Here is an 18,013-nt window from a genome sequence, read left to right as displayed (position 1 = left end):
TCAACCCCGCGCCGGAAACAGGCCGGAGGGCCGGAACACCAGCACAGCCGCCATCAATACGTAAATGGCGATGGCGGCCAGCGTCGGCCCGACGCTGGAGGCCACCGCCGGAGAAAAGACCTGGCGCAGCAGCATCGGCAGGAACGCCCGCCCCGCCGTGTCGACCATGCCCACCAGCAAGGCGCCCACGAAGGCGCCCCGGATCGACCCGATCCCGCCGATCACAATGCAAACCAGCACCAGGATCAGGATTTCTTCGCCCATGCCCACCTGCACCGACGTGATCGGCCCCAGCAAGGCGCCGGCCACCGCGGCCAGCATGGCGCCCAGCACGAAGACGCCCAGGAACAGCAGCGGCACGCGCACGCCCATCAGCGTGGCCATCTGGCGATTGGAAGCGCCGGCCCGCACCAGCACGCCGGCGCGGGTGCGCGTCACGAACCAGTACAGGCCCGCGGCGGCGGCCACGCCGAACACGATGATCATCAGGCGGTAGGCGGGATACAGCAGGTCGGGCAGCAGCCGCACCGGGCCGGACAGCACGGCCGGCATGTTCAGCATGATGGGCGCGGGTCCCCAGATCATTTTGACCAGGTCATTGGCGATCAGGATGACGGCGTAGGTGCCCAGCACCTGGGCCAGGTGGTCGCGCAGCGCCAGGCGGCGGATCAGCGTCAGTTCCAGCGCCACGCCGACCAGGCCGGTCGCGACGGCCGCCACCAGCACGGCGGCGGTGAAGGAACCGGTGCGCTGCATGGTCTCGGCGGCGACGTAGGCGCCGGCCATGTAGAGCGAGCCGTGAGCCAGATTCATGATGTCCATGATGCCGAACACCAGGGTCAGCCCGGCCGCGATCAAAAACAACATCAACCCAAACTGGAGACCGTTCAGCAATTGCTCGACGATCAGCGTAAACGTCATGAAAACTTCCCCCTGCCGCAAATCGCCGATGGCGTCTCTCGCGGCCAAATCACCAAACCACCTGGTTATGCCTCACGCGGCCCACCCTGCGCAGCCCATGAAACGTGCCCGCCCGAGCGGGGTCGCGCGGAGCCGGCTTCGCCGGTCCGCAGCGACGCCCCCTTGAGGGGGAAGCGCGCAGCGCGTCGGGGGTGGGCCCTACCCGCTATAGCTTGCACTCGCCGACGTAGACGTCCTGGTACTTGTCGAACACCTTGCCCACCAGCTTGTTGGTGATGCGGCCGCTGCCGTCCTTGTCGACGACGCGCAGGTAGTAGGACTGGATGGGGTAGTGGTTCTTGCCGTAAGTGAAGCTGCCGCGTACCGACGGGTAATCGGCCTTTTCCAGCGCGGCGATGATGGCCGCGCGGTCCGAGGCCTTGCCGCCGGCCTGCTTGACGGCGGCATCCATGGCCATGATGACGTCATAGGCCTGGGCGGCGTAGACCGACGGGTAACGGCCGTTGTATTCCTTGCGGAAGGCGTCCACGAAGACCTTGTTCTGCGGCACGTCCAGGTCATGCGCCCACTGCGCCGTGTTGTACATGCCCAGCATGGGCTCGCCCACGGCCTGGATCACGTCTTCGTCGGCCGAGAAGCCCGGACCGATCAGCTTGACGCTTTGCGACAGGCCGGCCGACACGAACTGCTTGACGAAATTGATGCCCATGCCGCCCGGCAGGAAGATGTAGACGGCGTCCGGCTTGGCGGCGCGGATCTGCGCGATTTCGGCGGCGTAGTCGATCTGGCCGAGTTTGGTGTAGACCTCGTCGCCCGGAGCGGTCTTGTAGCCGCGCTTGAAGCCGGTCAGCGCATCCTTGCCCGCCGGGTAGTCCGGGGCCATGATGAACATCTTCTTGAAGCCGCGATCCGCCGCGACCTTGCCGGCCGCTTCGTGGAAGGCGTCGTTCTGATAAGACGTGCCGAACCAGTAGTTGTTGCACTGGGCGCCGGCAAACTGGCTGGGGCCGGGGTTATTCGACAAGTAGGGCACCTTGGCCGCGAACAGCGCGGGGCCAACGGCCAGCGCCACGTTCGAACCGATGGGGCCCGTGAAGAAATCGATCTTGTCGCGCTGGATGTAGCGCGTGACCAGCTGGCGGGCCTGGTCGGGGTTGCCGCCCATGTCGGTCTGCACGAATTCGGCGGGCTGTCCGCCCAACTTGCTGCCCAATTGCTTGATGGCCAGGTTGAAGCCGTCGCGGGCTTCGGCGCCCAACGCCGAGAACGGGCCGGAGATATCGTTGGCGATGCCGACCTTGACGGCATCCGCCATGGCCACGGCCGGCACCAGCGCGGCGACGGCGAAAAGGGAAGTGATCAAACGCATGGTGGTGTGCTCCGTGCGCGAGCCCGCGCAGAGGGTGTTCTTATTGAAGGTGCGATTCGAATGACTTCTATGCCCGGCCTGCCGGCGCCGTTGCGCCGCCGTCAAACTGGCGCTTGCAAAGAGATATTGCTTGCTACGTCAGGATCCCGTTGTGAGAGCATAGGGAAAACTGGCGTGGTTCATAGTTTAGGTTTAAAGTATTGTGCAAAACAAGACTAGGGTTTTTACCAAAGGGTTATTACCAGGGACGACGATAAGGACGACAACATAGACGACTATCCAGGACGATTACCAAGGGGTTTTCGCTAACGGGTTTTCCAATCATCTACCGCCATGGTCACCCTCTACCGCCACTATGACCGCGCAGGCCTGGATGTCCAGTACAACGCTCGCGCGACAGTACCCGACATCCTGCCGATACTCAAGAAATACGCCGAAGACAGCGCTGCGGCGCGCCAGTCGCTGGACTGCCGCCTGGACGTGCCGTTCGGCGACCATCCCGACGAGCTTCTGGACATCTTCCGCCCCGCGCCGGATGCGTCCAACGCGGCGGGCGCGCCCGTCTTCGTATTCATCCACGGCGGCTACTGGCGCCTGTTGTCCAAGAACGAATCCAGCGGCATGGCGCCCGCCTTCACGCAAGCGGGCGCGATCGTCGTATCGGTGAATTATTCGCTGGCCCCCGCCGTGACGCTGGACCGCATCGTGGACCAGAACCGGCGCGCGCTGGCCTGGGTCCACCGCCACATCGCCGACCATGGCGGCGACCCCCGGCGCATCCACCTCTGCGGCAGTTCCGCCGGCGGGCACCTGGTGGGCGCGTTGTTGGCGGGCGGCTGGCACGCCAGCTACGAAGTGCCGCACGACGTGATCCGCGGCGCCGCGCCGCTATCCGGGCTGTTCGACCTGCGCCCGCTGGTGCATACGCACATCAATGAATGGATGCGCATGAGCGAGGCCGACGCCATCCGCAACAGCCCTGCCCTGCACCTGCCGCCCGCCGGTTGCCCGCTGGTGGTCAGCTACGGCGAATCCGAAACCGACGAGTTCAAGCGTCAAAGCGACGACTATCTGGCCGCCTGGCATGAACGCGGCTTTCCTGGCCGCTATGTGCCGATGCCCGGCACCAACCATTACGACATCGTGTTGACCCTCAACGATCCCTCCAGCCCGCTGACCCGCGCCATCTTTGAACAGATGGGTCTGGCGCCCGCTTCCTCACGCATTCCCGGTATCCTCCCTAGCCATGACTGACGCTCCCGACCTGGAATCCCGCGCCGCGCCCGACGACCACCACGCGCTTCGGCTGTGGCTGCGCATGCTGACCTGCGCCAATCTCATCGAAGGCGAAATCCGCAGCCGCCTGCGCAATGAGTTCGACACGACGCTGCCCCGCTTCGACCTGATGGCGCAATTGCAGCGCGCGCCCAAGGGCATGAAGATGGGCGACCTGTCGCGCCACATGATGGTCACCAACGGCAACATCACCGGCATCACCGATCAACTGGAAAAAGAAGGCCTGGTCATTCGAACCAAGGTGGAATCCGACCGCCGCAGTTCGCTGATCAAGCTGACGCCGCAGGGCAAGAAAACCTTCGCCCGGATGGCGCGCGCCCATGAGTCGTGGGTCAAGTCCATGTTTGGCGACCTGCCCGAGTCCACCCGCAATGCGCTGTTCCAGGCCTTGGGCGAACTCAAGCTGCAGGTGGTGGCCACCCGATCCGAATCCGCCAAAGGCTAGTGGCGCCATCCGGCCCCGGGCGCTGAAATCCGCGTCCGGTTTGGCGCATAATTGCCGCCATGATTCCGGTATCTCTTCCTGGCGGTAATTTCTATGTGCTGATGGCGGCCTCGCTGGCCTGCCTGGCCACATTGCTGACTTGGCTGGCCGTCCTGGCCACCACGCGCAGCGCCCGGCTGTGGCTGGGCGACCATCGGCGCGCCGGCACCCTGCTGATGACCTTCCTGGCGCTGGTCGGCGCCATCTTCCCGTACCAGCAGTTCGGCTTGTGGTTTTCGGCCCAGCGCGACGCCCAGGCCGACGCCGGCCGCAAAACAACGCTGGCCCAGGCCACCCGGCTGGTGGGCGTGGACATGCCGGCAGGCACCGTGCTCAGCCTGACCCGCCCCGGCGAACTGGCCTCGTTCGACCGCGCTGTCTTCCCCGAGACCCAGCCCGCGACCGTCCAAGGGATAGCCGCGACGCGGCTGTTCCGCTATGCCGCCACGCCCAAACAACCCGAAACCCTGTCCGCGGAGATCGCGCGCGACCAGGCGCAGGAAGGCTGGCTGTGCGCGCACGGCCACCGGATCGAATTCGCGATGCAAGGGGGCCAGCCCCACTTTGCAAGCTGCCATCTGGCCGTGGGCAACACGCTGGATCAGCAGCCGGTGCCGCCAGGCGCCTGGCTGAAGGTCGACGAGGCGGCGCGCGGCACCGCGGCGGACGCGGCCGGGCCCTCGGCGCGCTGGTTGCTGCGCACCGAAGGCAGCGAGGCCATGACCCTGCGCCAGATGCCGCTATTGAAGCTGGACATGCGTCTGGACGGGCAGCGCCGGCTGCTGGATTTCGAAGGCCTGCTGGCGCGCGAGACCGTGCTGGGCGTCATGACTTACCCGCCCGGCACCCGCGTGCTGGCCGCGAACCCGCGCCTGCCCGGCGCCCAGCCGGGCGACCTGCTGTTTTCACCGTCGCGCGGGCGCTCGGCCCGCCGCGAGGGCGGCGAGGACGTCGCCGCCGGCCAATCGGTGTTGCAGGCGCCGGATGGCGCCGTGCGCAGCGTACTCAGCAACCGCGACGCCGGGGTGCTGGACGTGGCCGCCATGCGGATGGCCCCCTGACCAGCGCCTGACAAACACCTGCCGCAAACCGGTGGGATAATACGAAGCTTTCCCCCGCGCGCCGCCTTGCCTGGCGGCGATTCCGTCCTGCCCATTCAAGAGACGAAGTCATGGCCGTTAATTTGCAGATCCCCTCCGAGTCCGAAATTTTTCCTGTTGCCGGCATTGAAATCGGCGTCACCGAGGCCGGCATCCGCAAAGCCAACCGGCGCGATCTGACCGTCTTCCGCCTGGCCGAAGGCACCAGCGTCGCTGGCGTGTTCACGCGCAACCGCTTTTGCGCCGCCCCCGTGCAGGTCTGCCAGGCCCACCTGGCCGCCGGCGGCCCCATCAGCGCGCTGGTCATCAACACCGGCAACGCCAACGCCGGCACCGGCGAAGAAGGCCTGAAGAAAGCTCAAGACACCTGCGCCGCGCTGGGCAAGCTGCTGGGCGTGCCGGCCGCGCAGATCCTGCCGTTTTCCACCGGCGTCATCCTGGAACCGTTGCCGCTGGACCGCCTGGTCGCGGGCCTGCCGGGCGCCATCGCCGACCTGGCCGCCGACCACTGGTCCAGCGCTGCCCACGGCATCATGACGACCGACACGCTGCCGAAGATCTCGTCGGCCAAGGTGCAGATCGACGGCAAGACCGTCACGTTCACCGGCATCAGCAAGGGCGCGGGCATGATCCGCCCCAACATGGCCACGATGCTCAGCTTCCTGGCCACCGACGCCGGCATCGCGCAGCCGCTGCTGCGCCGCCTGGCCGTGGAAATCGCGGACGCGTCGTTCAACCGCATCACGGTCGACGGCGACACGTCCACCAACGACTCCTTCATCATCGCCGCCACGGGCAAGTCGGGCGTGAACATCAATAGCGAATCCGACGCCGCTTACGCTGCCGTGCGCGCGGCCCTGACCGCCGCCGCGCTGGAACTGGCCACGAAGATCGTGCGCGACGCCGAAGGCGCCACCAAGTTCATGACGATCCGCGTCGAAGAAGCCGGCACCACGGAAGAAGCGCTGAAGGTGGCCTACGCGGTGGCGCATTCGCCGCTGGTCAAGACCGCTTTCTTCGCGTCGGACCCCAACCTGGGCCGCATCCTGGCCGCGATCGGCTACGCCGGTATCGACGACCTGGACGTGTCCAATATTCGCCTGTGGCTGGACGACGTGCTGGTAGCCAAGGACGGCGGCCGCAACCCCGACTACCAAGAGGCCGACGGCCAGCGCGTGATGAAGCAGGCCGAGATCTCGGTGCGCATCGCGTTGGGCCGCGGCCAGGTCGCTGACACGGTCTACACCTGCGACTTCTCGCACGAATACGTGACCATCAACGCCGACTACCGTTCGTGATCCGCCATGAGCGCAAGCGAATTCACCACCCTTATCCAGCGCGCCGAGCGCGTGCTGGCGCAGCTTGAGGCCTTTCTGCCTCCGGCCCCGCCCGACATCGACTGGAGCGCCCACGCGTTCCGCTGGCGCAAACGCGGGTCGCGCGGCTGGCTGGACGCCGTGCGCCACGTCGCGCGCATCGACATGCAAGACCTTCAGCACATCGAGCGCCAGAAGGCCACCATCGACCGCAACACCGTTCAGTTCCTGGAAAACAAGCCGGCCAACAACGTGCTGATGACCGGCGCCCGCGGCACCGGCAAAAGCTCGCTGGTCAAAGCCATGCTGGCGGCCTACGGCGACCGCGGATTGCGGCTGATCGAAGTAGACAAGTCCGACCTGGGCGACCTGGCCGACATCGTCGAGCTGGTCGCCGCGCGCCCCGAACGCTTCATCGTGTTCTGCGACGACTTGTCGTTCGAAGAAGGCGAGCCCGGCTACAAGGCGCTGAAATCCGTGCTGGACGGTTCGGTCTCGGCGTCGGGCGACAACGTGCTGATCTACGCCACGTCCAACCGGCGCCACCTGATGCCGGAATACATGAGCGAGAACCTGCAGGCCAAGCATCAGCCCGACGGTGAGATCCATCCGGGTGAAACGGTTGAAGAGAAGATCTCCCTGTCCGAGCGCTTCGGCCTGTGGCTGTCGTTCTACCCCTTCAAGCAGGATGACTACCTGGACATCGTCTACCACTGGCTGCGCGAGCTAGGCTGCCCCGAGGCGCACATCGAGCCTTCCCGCACCGAAGCGCTGCAATGGACGATCGAACGCGGTTCGCGTTCAGGCCGGGTGGCCTACCAGTTCGCGCGCGATTGGGCGGCCCGCCATGTCTGAGAAGATCGTCGACGTCGCCGCCGGCCTGATTCTTCGCCCCGACGGCAAGCTGCTGCTGGGCCAGCGGCCCGAAGGCAAGCCCTGGTCGGGCTGGTGGGAACTGCCGGGCGGCAAGCTGGAACCCGGCGAAACCGTGCTGCAGGCGCTGGCCCGCGAATTGCAGGAAGAGATCGGCATCCACGTCACGCAGTCGCGCCCGTGGGTCACCTACGTGCATGTGTATCCGCACACCACGGTCCGGCTGGCGTTCTGCCACGTCACGGGCTGGGAAGGCGAACCGCAAGGCCTGGAAAACCAGCGCCTGGAATGGGTCGACCCGGCCAACGCGGCCTCGGTGGGCGACCTGCTGCCTGCCACCTTGCCCCCCTTGCGCTGGCTGCAACTGCCCACGGCCTACGGCATCAGCTCGATCGGTTCGCGCGCCGGCGTGGCCGCGTTCCTGGGCCGCCTTGACGCGGCGCTTGCGCGCGGCGTGAAGCTTGTGCAGCTGCGCGAGCCGCAATGGCCCGACGGCGCGGGCGCCAGTTCGCTGCATGAAGTGCTGCAACAGGTGATCAAGCGTTGCCGCGCAGCGGGCGCCCGCGTGCTGGTCAACAGCGCGCACCCGGCCGCATGGTGGAAGGAAGCCGACGGCGTGCATCTGCGCGCGGCGGACGCGGCGCGGCTGTCGGCCCGCCCGGAACTGCCTACACCGGCGCTGGTGGGCGTGTCGGCCCACGACAACGCCCAGGTCGTGCATGCCCGAGACATCGGCGCCGACTTCGCGGTGCTGGGTCCGGTGCTGGACACGCCCAGCCACCCCGGCGCGCAAACGCTGGGCTGGGAAGGTTTCGTGGAAGGCAACCGCGACGCCGGCATCCCGGTCTTCGCGCTCGGCGGGCAATCCACCCAGACCGTCGCGCAGGCTCTGCGCCATGGCGCGCATGGCATTGCCGGGATACGCGGCGTCCTCTGACGCCAACCCCGCCGGGGCCCACCCCGGCGGACCCTGCCCGATCCCTCAGTCGATCTTGTAGTCCATCCATGATGCGACCATCTCGCGCAGGCCGCCCTCTTCCTCGAAGGCTTCGCGCGAGCCCTCCGCTTTGTTGCGCCCCAGTTCCAGGATGTACATGTAGTCCGACACCTCGGCGCAGCGCCGCACGTTCTGGTCCACCAGCACGACCGTCATGCCCTCGTCGGCAAAGCCGCGGATCAGCGCGTAGATCTCCTTGGAGATCTTGGGCGCCAACATCGCCGTCGGCTCGTCCAGCAGAATCACCGACGGCTCGATGAGCAGGGCGCGGCCGAATTCCACAAAGCGTTGCTGGCCGCCGCTCATGCTGGACACCGGGTCGTCGCGTTTCTGCGCCAGGATCGGGAAACGGTCGTAGACCGAGTCGATGCGCTGGCGTACCCGGGCCTTGTCGCGGCGAAAAGGCCAGCAGCCCAGGAGCAGGTTGTCGTGCACCGTCAGGTCGCCGAACAGGCTGCGATGCTGCGGCACGAACGCCACGCCATGGTTGGCGCGTTCATGCGAAGGTTGCGCGCTGATGTCCTGGCCCCGCAACGTGATGCGGCCGGTACGCGGCGGCAGGAAGCCGAACAGGGTCTTGAGCACGGTGGACTTTCCCGCGCCGTTGGGGCCGATCACGCCGGTGACCTTGCCGGCGCGCGCCTGGACGTTGATGCGGTTCAAGATCGTGATGTCGCCGTGATAGGCCACGGTCACGTCTTCCAGCGCGAGGATCGCGGTGCTCATGTCAGGCTCCCAGATAGGCTTCGACCACACGCGGGTCGGCACGCACGTGCTTGGCGTCGCCCTGGCTCAGGATGGCGCCTTCATTCATGACGATGATGTGGTGCGACAGCTGATAGATGGAGGTCAGATCGTGCGACACCAGCACGACCGAGCAATCGTGTTCGGTAGGCAGTTCGCGGATCACCGAGATCAGCAGCTGCGCCAGCGCGGGATTCACCCCCGCGAACGGCTCGTCCAGCAGCACGACCTTGGGCCGCGCGACCATGATGCGCGCCAGTTCCACCAGCTTCTGCTGCCCCCCCGACAGTTCCTCGGCGTAGTTGTGGCGCAGGCGGTGCAGCTCTACCTTGTGCAGCCAGTATTCGGACTGCGCATAGCGTTCGTCCGCGCTGCGGCCCGCCTGCTGCTGCGCCACGTCCAGGTTGTCCAGCAGGCTAAGGTGGCGGAAGACGCGCGGCACCTGGAAGGTGCGCCCCACGCCCAGCCGCGCCACGTCGTGGACCTGGCGCCCGCCGATCTCTCGGCCGTCCAGCTCGATGCGGCCTTCGTCCGGGGTGTAGATGCCGTTGATGCAGTTCAGCAGCGTGGTCTTGCCCGACCCGTTCATGCCGATAATGCCCAGGATGCCGCCCTTGGGCACCTCCAGGTCCACGCCCTGCAGCGCCACCAGGCCGCCGAAGCGCTTCTTCAGATTCGTGACTTTCAACATGCGTCCGTCTCCCGGGATCAGCGCAGGGCCTGGCGGCCGAACAAGCCGCTGGGCCGGATGAAGATCGTGGCGACCATCAGCGCAAAACCGCAGATGGTGGCGATGGACGGGCTGAAGAACACCACCGAAACCTGTTCCGTCACCCCGAACAGCAGCGCCCCGACCAACGCCCCCACCGGATGGCCCAGGCCGCCCAGCACGATGACGATGAAGCCGATCAGCGTGTAGTCGTTGCCCATGAACGGCGAGAACGCCGGAAACACCATGGCGACCAACACGCCGCTGGCGGCAGCCAGGCCCACGCCCAGGCCGAACGCCACGGCCGACAATCGTTCCACGTTGATGCCCACGATGCGGACCGCGTCCCGGTTCATGATGATGGCGCGCAGCGCGCGGCCCAACTGCGTGCGGTACAGGAACACCGTCAGCGCGGCAATGATCGCCAGCGCGATGGCCAGCGCCAGCAACCGCACGGTGGGAATCAGCACCGGACCGAACTTCAGGAACACCGGTTCGATCTCGTAGGGCAGCGAGCGGGCGTCGGCGTCGAACGCCAGCAGCATCAGCGCGCCCAGCATGATCGAGACGCCGAACATCAGCAGCAGCGAACTGATTTCGGGATCGTCCGCCTTGGACAGCCGCGGGATCAGGACGAAGTACAGCAGGTAGCCGGCCAGGAAGAACGCCGCGAACGCCAGCGGCAGCGCCACCAGCGGGTTGATGCCTGCGTATTCCATGAGATAGAACGCGAAATACGCGCCCAGCACCAGGAATTCGCCGTGCGCGAAGTTCACCACGCGCAGCACGCCAAAGACGACGTTCAGGCCGACGCCGATCAGCCCATAGATGGCGCCGAGGATCAGGCCGTTGATCAGGCCTTGGATAAGCAGTCCGGTCATGGCGGGTCCTCAGGCGATGTAGCGGCGCAGTTGCGGCTTGCGTTTGAGCAGGCTGCCGATGATGCCCCGCGGCAGGAACAGCATCAGCAGGACGATGATGAGGCCCAGCAACAGCAGGTTCACCACCGGGAATTTCTGCCAGATCATGTGGTCGATGCCCAGCAGCGCCAGCGTCCCGACCACCGGGCCCAGGATGGTGCCGAAGCCGCCCGCCATGGCATAAATGATGCTTTTCGCCGTGATCAGCACGTTGAAGGCGTATTCGGGGTCGACGACGTTCGTGTACCAGGCCTCGATGCCGCCGGCCAACGCGGGAAACAAGGCGGCCAGCAGCCAGGCCTTCAGACGGGTATTGGGAACGTGGATCCCCACGCAGGCGGCCGCGCCATCATCGTCGCGGATGGCCTTGAGCGCACGGCCCAGCCGCGATACCGACAGCCACGTCACGGTGGCCAGCGTGGCCCCCATCACCAGCAGCATGGCGTAGTAGCTATGCGTGGGATTGTTGGCGCTGGACAGGATGATGCCCATGCTGCCCCCGGTGAATGACTGGGGCAGATCCGAAATGACCAGCTTGACGATGGTGGCCAGCGCAAGGCTCACGATGCCGAAGTACACGCCACGCAGGCGCAGCGTGGGCGCCAGCAGCAGCGCAATCGCCACCCCCACGCCGCCCGCGGCCAGCAGGGACGGCAGGATGGGCCAACCCATGATCTTGTAGCAAATGCCGGTGGCGTAGGACCCCACGCCATAGAACACCACGTAGCCGAACGGCAGATAGCCCGTGAAGCCGACGCAGATGTTCATGGCGCTGGCCATGGTGATCCACAGCATCAGGTAGAACGCGAACGAGATGTTCGAGGTGGCCATCGGAATCACGGCCAGGCCGGCGGCCAGCGCGGCGAAGAGGGTCACTGCGATGCGGGTGCGCAACCGCACGGCGCGCAGATCCTGCGCGCGATGCGAAGCCGCGCCCGCCGCCAGGGCGGGACTGCTGCTCATGATGTCTTCCTCCGGGCCGCCTCGGATGGGACAGCCGCTCTATTTGGAGGCGATTATGAACAGTTCAAACCATAACTGCAAGTTAAGGATTAACCCTTATCCGAGTCGGGAAACGCCTCCGCCAGCACCTCGCGCAGCTCATCGATGAACCGCAAGGCGATCTGCGACGGCTCGCGGTTGCTGGCATAGACGGCCGAGATATTCAGCGGAATTCGCTCTTGCAGCGGCACGATCACGACGTCCGGCATGGTGTTCTGCATGACCGTGAATTCATCCACGATGGCGATCCCGACTCCCGCATTGACCAGCGCGCACGCAAGCTGGCCCCAGGGCACGTCGGCGCACATGCGGCAGGGCAGCCCCGCCTGCTCGAACGCCCCCAGCACCAGCATGCCGAAAGGCATCCGCGTGCCCACCACGATGTGCGGATGCGGGGAAAGATCGGCCAGGCTGACCACCGCTCGACCCGCCAGCGGATGCCCCTTGGGAATGGCGGCCACCATGCGCCCCACATGCAGGGGCTGCGAGGTCAGGAAGGGGTGATCCGCCTGCATGACCACCAGGCCCAGCTCGGCTTCGCCCTGCAGCACATCGGATATCAGGCTGGGCAGCACCGAGGTATTCAACCGCAGCAACAGCTCTGGATGCCGCTGCTGGAAACGGGCCACGGCACGCGGCACCAGGAACTGCGCCAGACTGGGAATGGAGGCCAGCCGCAACACGCCCGTGCCGTGCTCGGACAGCGCATCGGCCAGGTCGTTGACCCGCTGCATCATGCGCTGGGTTTTCTCGATTTCCTCGAAAAGGCTGTGCACCTGCGACGTGGGCCGCAGCCGCCCGCGCACGCGCTCGAACAGCGTCACGCCCATGCTTTTTTCGGTTTGGGCCAGCATCCGACTGACCGCCGGCTGCGAAATATTCAACAACCGGGCCGCGCCGCTGATCGACCCGGCCATGACGATGGCCCACAGCATTTCGGTCTGACGGTAATTCAATTTATTCAAGGCGTGCGCTCCATGCCTATTTGTTATACGCTTTATCGCGTATTGGGCAATTATTGCCCAATACCGGGTTCTGGGTCCCTGCTTCGCGGCGGGGCGAGGCCCCCAAATCTATAACGATTGGAGACATCCCATGTTCGCTAAATCCTGGTTGTTCCGCTTACCGGCGTTGGCCATGGCCATTGCCGCCTTGACCCCCGCCACCAGCGCCGCCCAAACCTCGGACAAGATCCGGGTGGGCATGACGGTTTCTTCCACGGGCAGCTTCGCCCTTGCTTCGCAATCCGGCGTGCGGGGCGTGGAACTGTGGGTGGAAGACGTCAACCGCCGGGGGGGCATCGACATCAAAGGCAAGAAGTACCCCGTCGAACTGGTCAAGCTGGACGACCGCAGCGACAAGCAGATGGTCACGCGCGTCTACGAACGCCTGATTGTCGATGAAAAAGTGGATCTGGTGTTTGCGCCGTTCGGCTCCACGCTGACGGCCGCGGCCGCCACCGTCACCGAGCGGCTGGGCAAGTACATGATGGTCTGGTCGGCCGCCAGCGACGATCTGTACAAGCAGGGTTTCAAGAACATGGTGTCGGGCACGCAGATGCCCGTGTCCGCCATGCTGCGCGCCAACATGGAGCTGGCCGCCAACCAGGGCGTGAAAAAGGTGGCGCTGCTGTATTCCGACGAACCGTTCCCCGCGGGGCTGGCCGAAGGCGGCCGCGAACAGGCGACCAAGAACGGCATGCAGGTCGTGATGTTCGAGAAATACCCGAAGGGGCAAAAGGACTTCAGCACGATCCTCCAGAAGGCGCGCGCCGCAGGCGCCGAAGCGTTGGTGCCGACCTCGTATGAGGGCGACCTGATCAGCATGACGCGCCAGATGAAGCAGCTGGACATCAACTTCCCTTACGTCTTCATGGTGTACGCATCGACGCCGCAGTTCCAGGCCATCGGCGCGGACGCCAACTACATCTACAGCCACACCAACTACCACCCCGCGATCAACTGGAACGTCAACGCAGGCATGAGCCGCGAACAATTCGCGGCGGCCTACGACAAGCGCTTTCCCAAGGCCGAGTTCCCGCCCGATTTCCAGACGGCGCTGGCCTATGGCGCTGGCGCGATCACGGAAGAGGTCGTGAAGAAGGCTGGCACGACGGATGCCGCGGCCCTCAAGCAGGCGTCGTTGGACCTGTCCGGCAAGCTGACGGTCATGGCCGGCCCTTACACCATCGACACTACGGGCAAGCAGTTGCTGATGCCCTTCCCGGTGGTGCAGTTGCAGCCGGGCAAGGGCATGGTGCCCGTGTGGCCGGCGGACGTGGCGACGGCAAAGCCTATCTACCCCGCCCCTGACTGGACCAAACGCTAGCCGCGGGCAGCACGGCCGGCCGCGCGCGACGCTGCGCGGGGCCGGCAACCCAACCTGAGGAAAACATGTCTGAAATTGCATTTGCCACGCTTGGCGAACTGGCGGACGGCCTGGCCGAAGGCCTCTACAGCTCGGTGGAATTGACGCAGCACTTCCTGGACCGCATCGCCCGGGCCAACCCGGCACTGGGCGCCTATGTCAGCGTGGACGGCGCTGGCGCGTTGCGTCTGGCCGAAGCCGCCGACGCCCGCCGCCGCGCCGGCTACGGCCTGCTCAGCGCGCTGGACGGCGTGCCGGTGGCCGCCAAGGACCTGTGCGACATCCAGGGCCAGGTCACCACCGCGGGCTCCGAGGCCTGGCGCGACCGCCGCAGCAGCGTCACGGCAACCGCCGTCACACGCCTGCTGGACGCCGGCATGGTGATGCTGGGCAAGACCCACATGGTCGAATTCGCCTTTGGCGGCTGGGGCACGAACCCCGTCATGGGCACGCCGCGCAATCCCTGGGACCTGCAGCAAGCGCGCATTCCTGGCGGTTCGTCCAGCGGCTCCGGCGTGGCCGTCGCCGCTGGCCTGGCGCCTGCGGCGCTGGGGTCGGACACGGGCGGCTCGGTGCGGATTCCCGCCGCCTTGAATGGCGTCACGGGCCTGAAGACCACGCGCGGGCTGATCAGTCTGCATGGCGCGGTGGCGCTGTCGACGACGCTGGACTCCATCGGCCCGCTGACCCGCGACACGCGCGACGCGATGCTGCTGACCGCGCTGATGGCCGGGCCCGATGCACAAGACCCGCTGACGCAGGGCCTGCCGCCTTTCCAATACCGCGAGCCCGCTGCCGGCGCACAGCCCTTGCGCGGCGTCCGCATTGCGCTGATGCCGGCATCGCAGCACCCCATCGCCGTGGACGCGGACGCGCTGTCCGCCCTAGACGATGCGCGTCGCGTGCTGGCCGATCTGGGCGCGGAAGTGGCCGAAGCGCCCTTCCCCTTCGACTTCCGCGAAATGATGCTGCGGAACGGGCAGATCATCGCCGCCGAAGCCTACGCCATGCATCGCGGCTACATCGAAGACCCCGCCCAACCCATCGGCCAATATGTGCGCGCCCGCGTGCTGTCCGGCAAGGGCGTGTCCGCCGCCGACTACATCGCCGCGTTGCAAGCCCACGCGCACGCGTGCCTGGCCTGGCTGGACTGGATGCGCGATATCGATGCCGTACTCACGCCCTGCGCGCCCTTCGGCGCACGCCTGCTGGCCGAGGTGGACGAAGCGGCCACGCCGCTGGCCGCCTTCACCCGCGCCGGCAACTACGTCAACGCGTCGGGCCTGGCCCTGCCCGCTGGCTTCACCGCCGACGGCCTGCCCCTGGGCGTGCAATTGCTGGGCAAGCCCAACGCCGAAGGCACGCTGGGCAAGATCGGCATGGCCTTCCAGGCCGCGACCGACTGGCATCGCCGCCGTCCCGACCTGAAGGCCGTCGGACTGTAGCCCCCTCTGTTGAAGGGATGCCGGCGCCGCCGGCGTCCCTTCGCGCACGCCCCTTCCCGCCCGCTAGGGAAAGTCCCCCCTTGCTCCCGATCGCCTCGAAGCCCTATCTTGAACGTCGAATGTGACCATATGGTCACATTCGTCCTCATGAAGGAATAGCCTATGTCGCGGCGCGAGAATACCGAAAGGCAGATCCTGCAAGCGCTGGAAGCCCAAATCCTGGAAACCGGAATGGGCGGCGTCGGTATCAACGCCATCGCCAAGCGCGCCGGCGTCAGCAAAGAACTCATCTACCGCTATTTCGACGGCATGCCGGGCCTGATGCTGGCCTGGATGCAAGAGCAGGATTTCTGGACCCGTAACCCGGGCCTGCTGGCGGCTGACGAATCCAGCCAGCGCACGCCGGGCGAGCTTGTCCTGTCCATGCTGCGCGCGCAGATCGACGCGCTGGCCGGCAACGAAACACTGCGTGAAGTCCGCCGCTGGGAACTGATCGAACGAAACGAGGTGTCGGCGCCGCTGGCCGAACGGCGCGAACGCGCGGCGCGCGGTTTCATCGACCGCATCGACGGCCTGGCCCCCGACGCCGACACGCCCGCGCTGATCAGCGTGATGCTGGCCGGCGTGCTGTACCTGATGCTGCGCGCCAAAACCGAATCGCACTTTCTTGGCGTGCCGCTGCGCACGCCAGAGGGCTGGCAGCGCATCAGCCACGCGCTTGAACACCTGGTGGCCCATGGCCTCCCGGACGCCCTGAATACCGAGTCCCTTGCCCACCTGGAGGCGCGCCGCGGCAAACCGCCCGCGGCCGATCCGGAAACCTGAGCCCCGTCCCCCTCATGTCCGCGCACCCCGACCCGCAGCACTACGACGTCATCATCACCGGCGGCCATGTCGCCGATGGCCTGGGCGGCCCCGCCCGCCCCGCCGATATCGCGATCCGCGGCGAACGCATCGCCGCCATCGGCGACGGCGCGACGTGGCGGGCATCGCGCCACATCGACGCAACCGGCAAGGTGGTCGCGCCAGGCTTCATCGATTGCCACACTCACGACGACCGCGCGCTGCTGGGCACGCCGCTGATGCGCCCCAAGGTCAGCCAGGGCATCACCACCGTCGTCACCGGCAACTGCGGCATCAGCCTGGCGCCCGTGCGCGCGCCGGGCGACGTCGTCCCGCCCCCCCTGAACCTGCTGGCCAAGCACACGGGCGAACTCTACGCCCGCATGCAGGATTACGCCGACGCGCTGGAGGCCGCGCCCGCCGCCGTCAACAGCCTGGCGCTGGTCGGCCATTCCAGCCTGCGCGTATCGGCCATGGACCGGCTTGACCGTCCGGCCGACAAGAAAGAAATCGCGGCCATGCGGCATGCGCTGGACCAGGCCATGGCCGCCGGCGCGGCCGGGCTGTCCACGGGCCTTTACTACCCGACGGCCATGCACGCCAGCACGGAAGAAGTGATGGGCGTGGCCGAGCCGCTGTCCGCCTGGCGCGGCCTGTACACCACGCACCTGCGCGACGAGGCCGACCACGTCTGCGACGCAATGGAAGAAGCGTTCCTGATCGGCCGGGCCGCCGACGTGCCGGCCATCCTGTCGCACCACAAGGTGACCGGCAAGCACAACCACGGCCGCACCGCTGAAACGCTGGCGCTATACGACCGCATGCGCGCCGAGCAGCCGCTGGGCATGGACGTCTACCCTTATGCGGCGTCCTCCACCATCCTGGAGCCGCGCCGCGTCGCCGCCGGTGAAAAGATCATCGTCACCTGGTCGCAAACCCGCCCCGAGATCCAGGGGGTGGACCTGCGCGAACTGGCTGCGCGTGAAGGCATCGATCCCACCCGCCTGGCCGAAGCGCTCTCACCCGCCGGCGCGATCTATTTTTCGATGGACGAAGCCGACGTGAAACGCGTCATTGGCCACGGCAGCGTCATGATCGGATCGGACGGATTGCCGCACGACCAGCGTCCCCACCCCCGCCTGTGGGGCGCGTTTTCACGCGTGCTGGCCCGCTATGTGCGGGAAATGCGGGTGCTGGGCCTGGAAGAGGCCATTCGCCGCATGACCAGCCTGACGGCCGCGCAGTTCGGCTTGAAAGACCGCGGCGTGCTGCGCGCGGGCTGCTATGCCGACGTGGTGGTCTTCGACCCGGCCACCATCGCCGATCTGGCCAGCTTCGCCGAGCCCACGCTGCCGTCCACCGGCATCCAGGCGGTGCTGGTCAACGGCAGGCTGGTCGAAGCGGACGGTGTCCCGACCGGCGACCGGCCCGGCCGTCTGCTGCGTGGCGACGACCGCGCGGCGCCTGGTTTCGAAACGCCCGCCTGGGCCGCCTGACTTCTGCCGCCTGATCTTCTGCCGCCTGATCTTCTGCCGCCTGACCTTCTGCCGCCTGACCTTCTGCCGCCGAACCCTCTGCCGCCGGACGCCCGCCCGCGCCGGCCCTGAACACTGAATGCCGCGATCCC

17 protein-coding genes are annotated in these 18,013 nt (G+C 66.7%); 10 read left to right on the top strand and 7 right to left on the bottom strand.

Features of this window, described 5'->3' with window-relative positions; genetic code table 11:
• A complete protein-coding gene (locus ACI0FO_RS29005; protein WP_416032025.1) occupies positions 1 to 921 on the bottom strand; it encodes a branched-chain amino acid ABC transporter permease in 921 nt (306 codons plus the stop codon).
• 205 nt (positions 922 to 1,126) lie between these two features.
• Entirely contained in the window at positions 1,127 to 2,290 is a 1,164-nt protein-coding gene (locus ACI0FO_RS29000; RefSeq protein ID WP_105560335.1) for an ABC transporter substrate-binding protein, read from the bottom strand.
• 333 nt (positions 2,291 to 2,623) lie between these two features.
• Between ACI0FO_RS29000 and ACI0FO_RS28995 the strand changes: the two genes are divergently transcribed.
• The 6 genes from ACI0FO_RS28995 to ACI0FO_RS28970 all read left to right on the top strand — a co-directional run bounded on the left by ACI0FO_RS28995 (position 2,624) and on the right by ACI0FO_RS28970 (position 8,296).
• Positions 2,624 to 3,544 (top strand): alpha/beta hydrolase, encoded by a 921-nt coding sequence (locus ACI0FO_RS28995; protein ID WP_416032024.1) that lies wholly within the window; start codon positions 2,624 to 2,626, stop codon positions 3,542 to 3,544.
• Positions 3,537 to 4,031: a MarR family winged helix-turn-helix transcriptional regulator gene (locus ACI0FO_RS28990; RefSeq protein ID WP_416032023.1), complete on the top strand. Its 495-nt coding sequence runs from the start codon at positions 3,537 to 3,539 to the stop codon at positions 4,029 to 4,031. The genes ACI0FO_RS28995 and ACI0FO_RS28990 overlap by 8 nt, the downstream gene beginning before the upstream one ends.
• A gap of 59 nt (positions 4,032 to 4,090) precedes the next feature.
• Positions 4,091 to 5,131: a hypothetical protein gene (locus tag ACI0FO_RS28985; RefSeq protein ID WP_416032022.1), complete on the top strand. Its 1,041-nt coding sequence runs from the start codon at positions 4,091 to 4,093 to the stop codon at positions 5,129 to 5,131.
• Between the two features lie 110 nt (positions 5,132 to 5,241).
• Positions 5,242 to 6,468: a bifunctional glutamate N-acetyltransferase/amino-acid acetyltransferase ArgJ gene (argJ, locus tag ACI0FO_RS28980; RefSeq protein WP_416032021.1), complete on the top strand. Its 1,227-nt coding sequence runs from the start codon at positions 5,242 to 5,244 to the stop codon at positions 6,466 to 6,468.
• 6 nt (positions 6,469 to 6,474) lie between these two features.
• Positions 6,475 to 7,341 carry an ATP-binding protein gene (locus tag ACI0FO_RS28975; RefSeq protein ID WP_416032020.1) on the top strand — a complete coding sequence of 289 codons (867 nt, stop codon included), beginning with the start codon at positions 6,475 to 6,477 and terminating at the stop codon, positions 7,339 to 7,341.
• Positions 7,334 to 8,296 carry a Nudix family hydrolase gene (locus ACI0FO_RS28970; protein ID WP_416032019.1) on the top strand — a complete coding sequence of 321 codons (963 nt, stop codon included), beginning with the start codon at positions 7,334 to 7,336 and terminating at the stop codon, positions 8,294 to 8,296. The genes ACI0FO_RS28975 and ACI0FO_RS28970 overlap by 8 nt, the downstream gene beginning before the upstream one ends.
• A 45-nt stretch (positions 8,297 to 8,341) precedes the next feature.
• On the opposite strand, the gene ACI0FO_RS28965 is transcribed toward ACI0FO_RS28970, so the two are convergent.
• From ACI0FO_RS28965 to ACI0FO_RS28945, 5 genes are all read right to left on the bottom strand, one after another.
• Complete coding sequence (locus tag ACI0FO_RS28965) at positions 8,342 to 9,082, bottom strand: ABC transporter ATP-binding protein (RefSeq protein WP_416032018.1); 741 nt, start codon at positions 9,080 to 9,082, stop codon at positions 8,342 to 8,344.
• Between the two features lies 1 nt (position 9,083).
• A complete protein-coding gene (locus ACI0FO_RS28960; protein ID WP_416032017.1) occupies positions 9,084 to 9,791 on the bottom strand; it encodes an ABC transporter ATP-binding protein in 708 nt (235 codons plus the stop codon).
• A gap of 17 nt (positions 9,792 to 9,808) precedes the next feature.
• Complete coding sequence (locus ACI0FO_RS28955) at positions 9,809 to 10,690, bottom strand: branched-chain amino acid ABC transporter permease (RefSeq protein WP_105560326.1); 882 nt, start codon at positions 10,688 to 10,690, stop codon at positions 9,809 to 9,811.
• Positions 10,691 to 10,699: 9 nt separating this feature from the next.
• Entirely contained in the window at positions 10,700 to 11,692 is a 993-nt protein-coding gene (locus ACI0FO_RS28950; protein ID WP_332007816.1) for a branched-chain amino acid ABC transporter permease, read from the bottom strand.
• 89 nt (positions 11,693 to 11,781) lie between these two features.
• Complete coding sequence (locus ACI0FO_RS28945; protein WP_416032055.1) at positions 11,782 to 12,666, bottom strand: LysR family transcriptional regulator; 885 nt, start codon at positions 12,664 to 12,666, stop codon at positions 11,782 to 11,784.
• A 160-nt stretch (positions 12,667 to 12,826) separates the two neighbouring features.
• Between ACI0FO_RS28945 and ACI0FO_RS28940 the strand changes: the two genes are divergently transcribed.
• The 4 genes from ACI0FO_RS28940 (at position 12,827) to ACI0FO_RS28925 (ending at position 17,882) form a co-directional block, all read left to right on the top strand.
• The gene (locus ACI0FO_RS28940) at positions 12,827 to 14,059 is read left to right on the top strand and encodes an amino acid ABC transporter substrate-binding protein (RefSeq protein ID WP_416032016.1); all 1,233 of its coding nucleotides are present in this window, start codon (positions 12,827 to 12,829) and stop codon (positions 14,057 to 14,059) included.
• 65 nt (positions 14,060 to 14,124) lie between these two features.
• Positions 14,125 to 15,543, top strand: coding sequence for an amidase (locus tag ACI0FO_RS28935; RefSeq protein ID WP_416032015.1), 1,419 nt, complete (start codon positions 14,125 to 14,127; stop codon positions 15,541 to 15,543).
• Between the two features lie 162 nt (positions 15,544 to 15,705).
• Positions 15,706 to 16,368 (top strand): TetR/AcrR family transcriptional regulator, encoded by a 663-nt coding sequence (locus ACI0FO_RS28930; RefSeq protein WP_416032014.1) that lies wholly within the window; start codon positions 15,706 to 15,708, stop codon positions 16,366 to 16,368.
• Positions 16,369 to 16,382: 14 nt separating this feature from the next.
• On the top strand, positions 16,383 to 17,882 hold the full coding sequence (locus ACI0FO_RS28925) for an N-acyl-D-amino-acid deacylase family protein (RefSeq protein WP_416032013.1): 1,500 nt from the start codon (positions 16,383 to 16,385) through the stop codon (positions 17,880 to 17,882).
• The last annotated feature ends 131 nt before the right edge of the window (positions 17,883 to 18,013 follow it).

Source organism: Achromobacter marplatensis (genome assembly GCF_049060505.1).
GTDB classification, from domain to species: Bacteria; Pseudomonadota; Gammaproteobacteria; order Burkholderiales; family Burkholderiaceae_B; genus Achromobacter; species Achromobacter marplatensis_A.
Note: the sequence above shows the minus strand (reverse complement) of the source record. Positions and strands in the feature narration are given on the sequence as shown.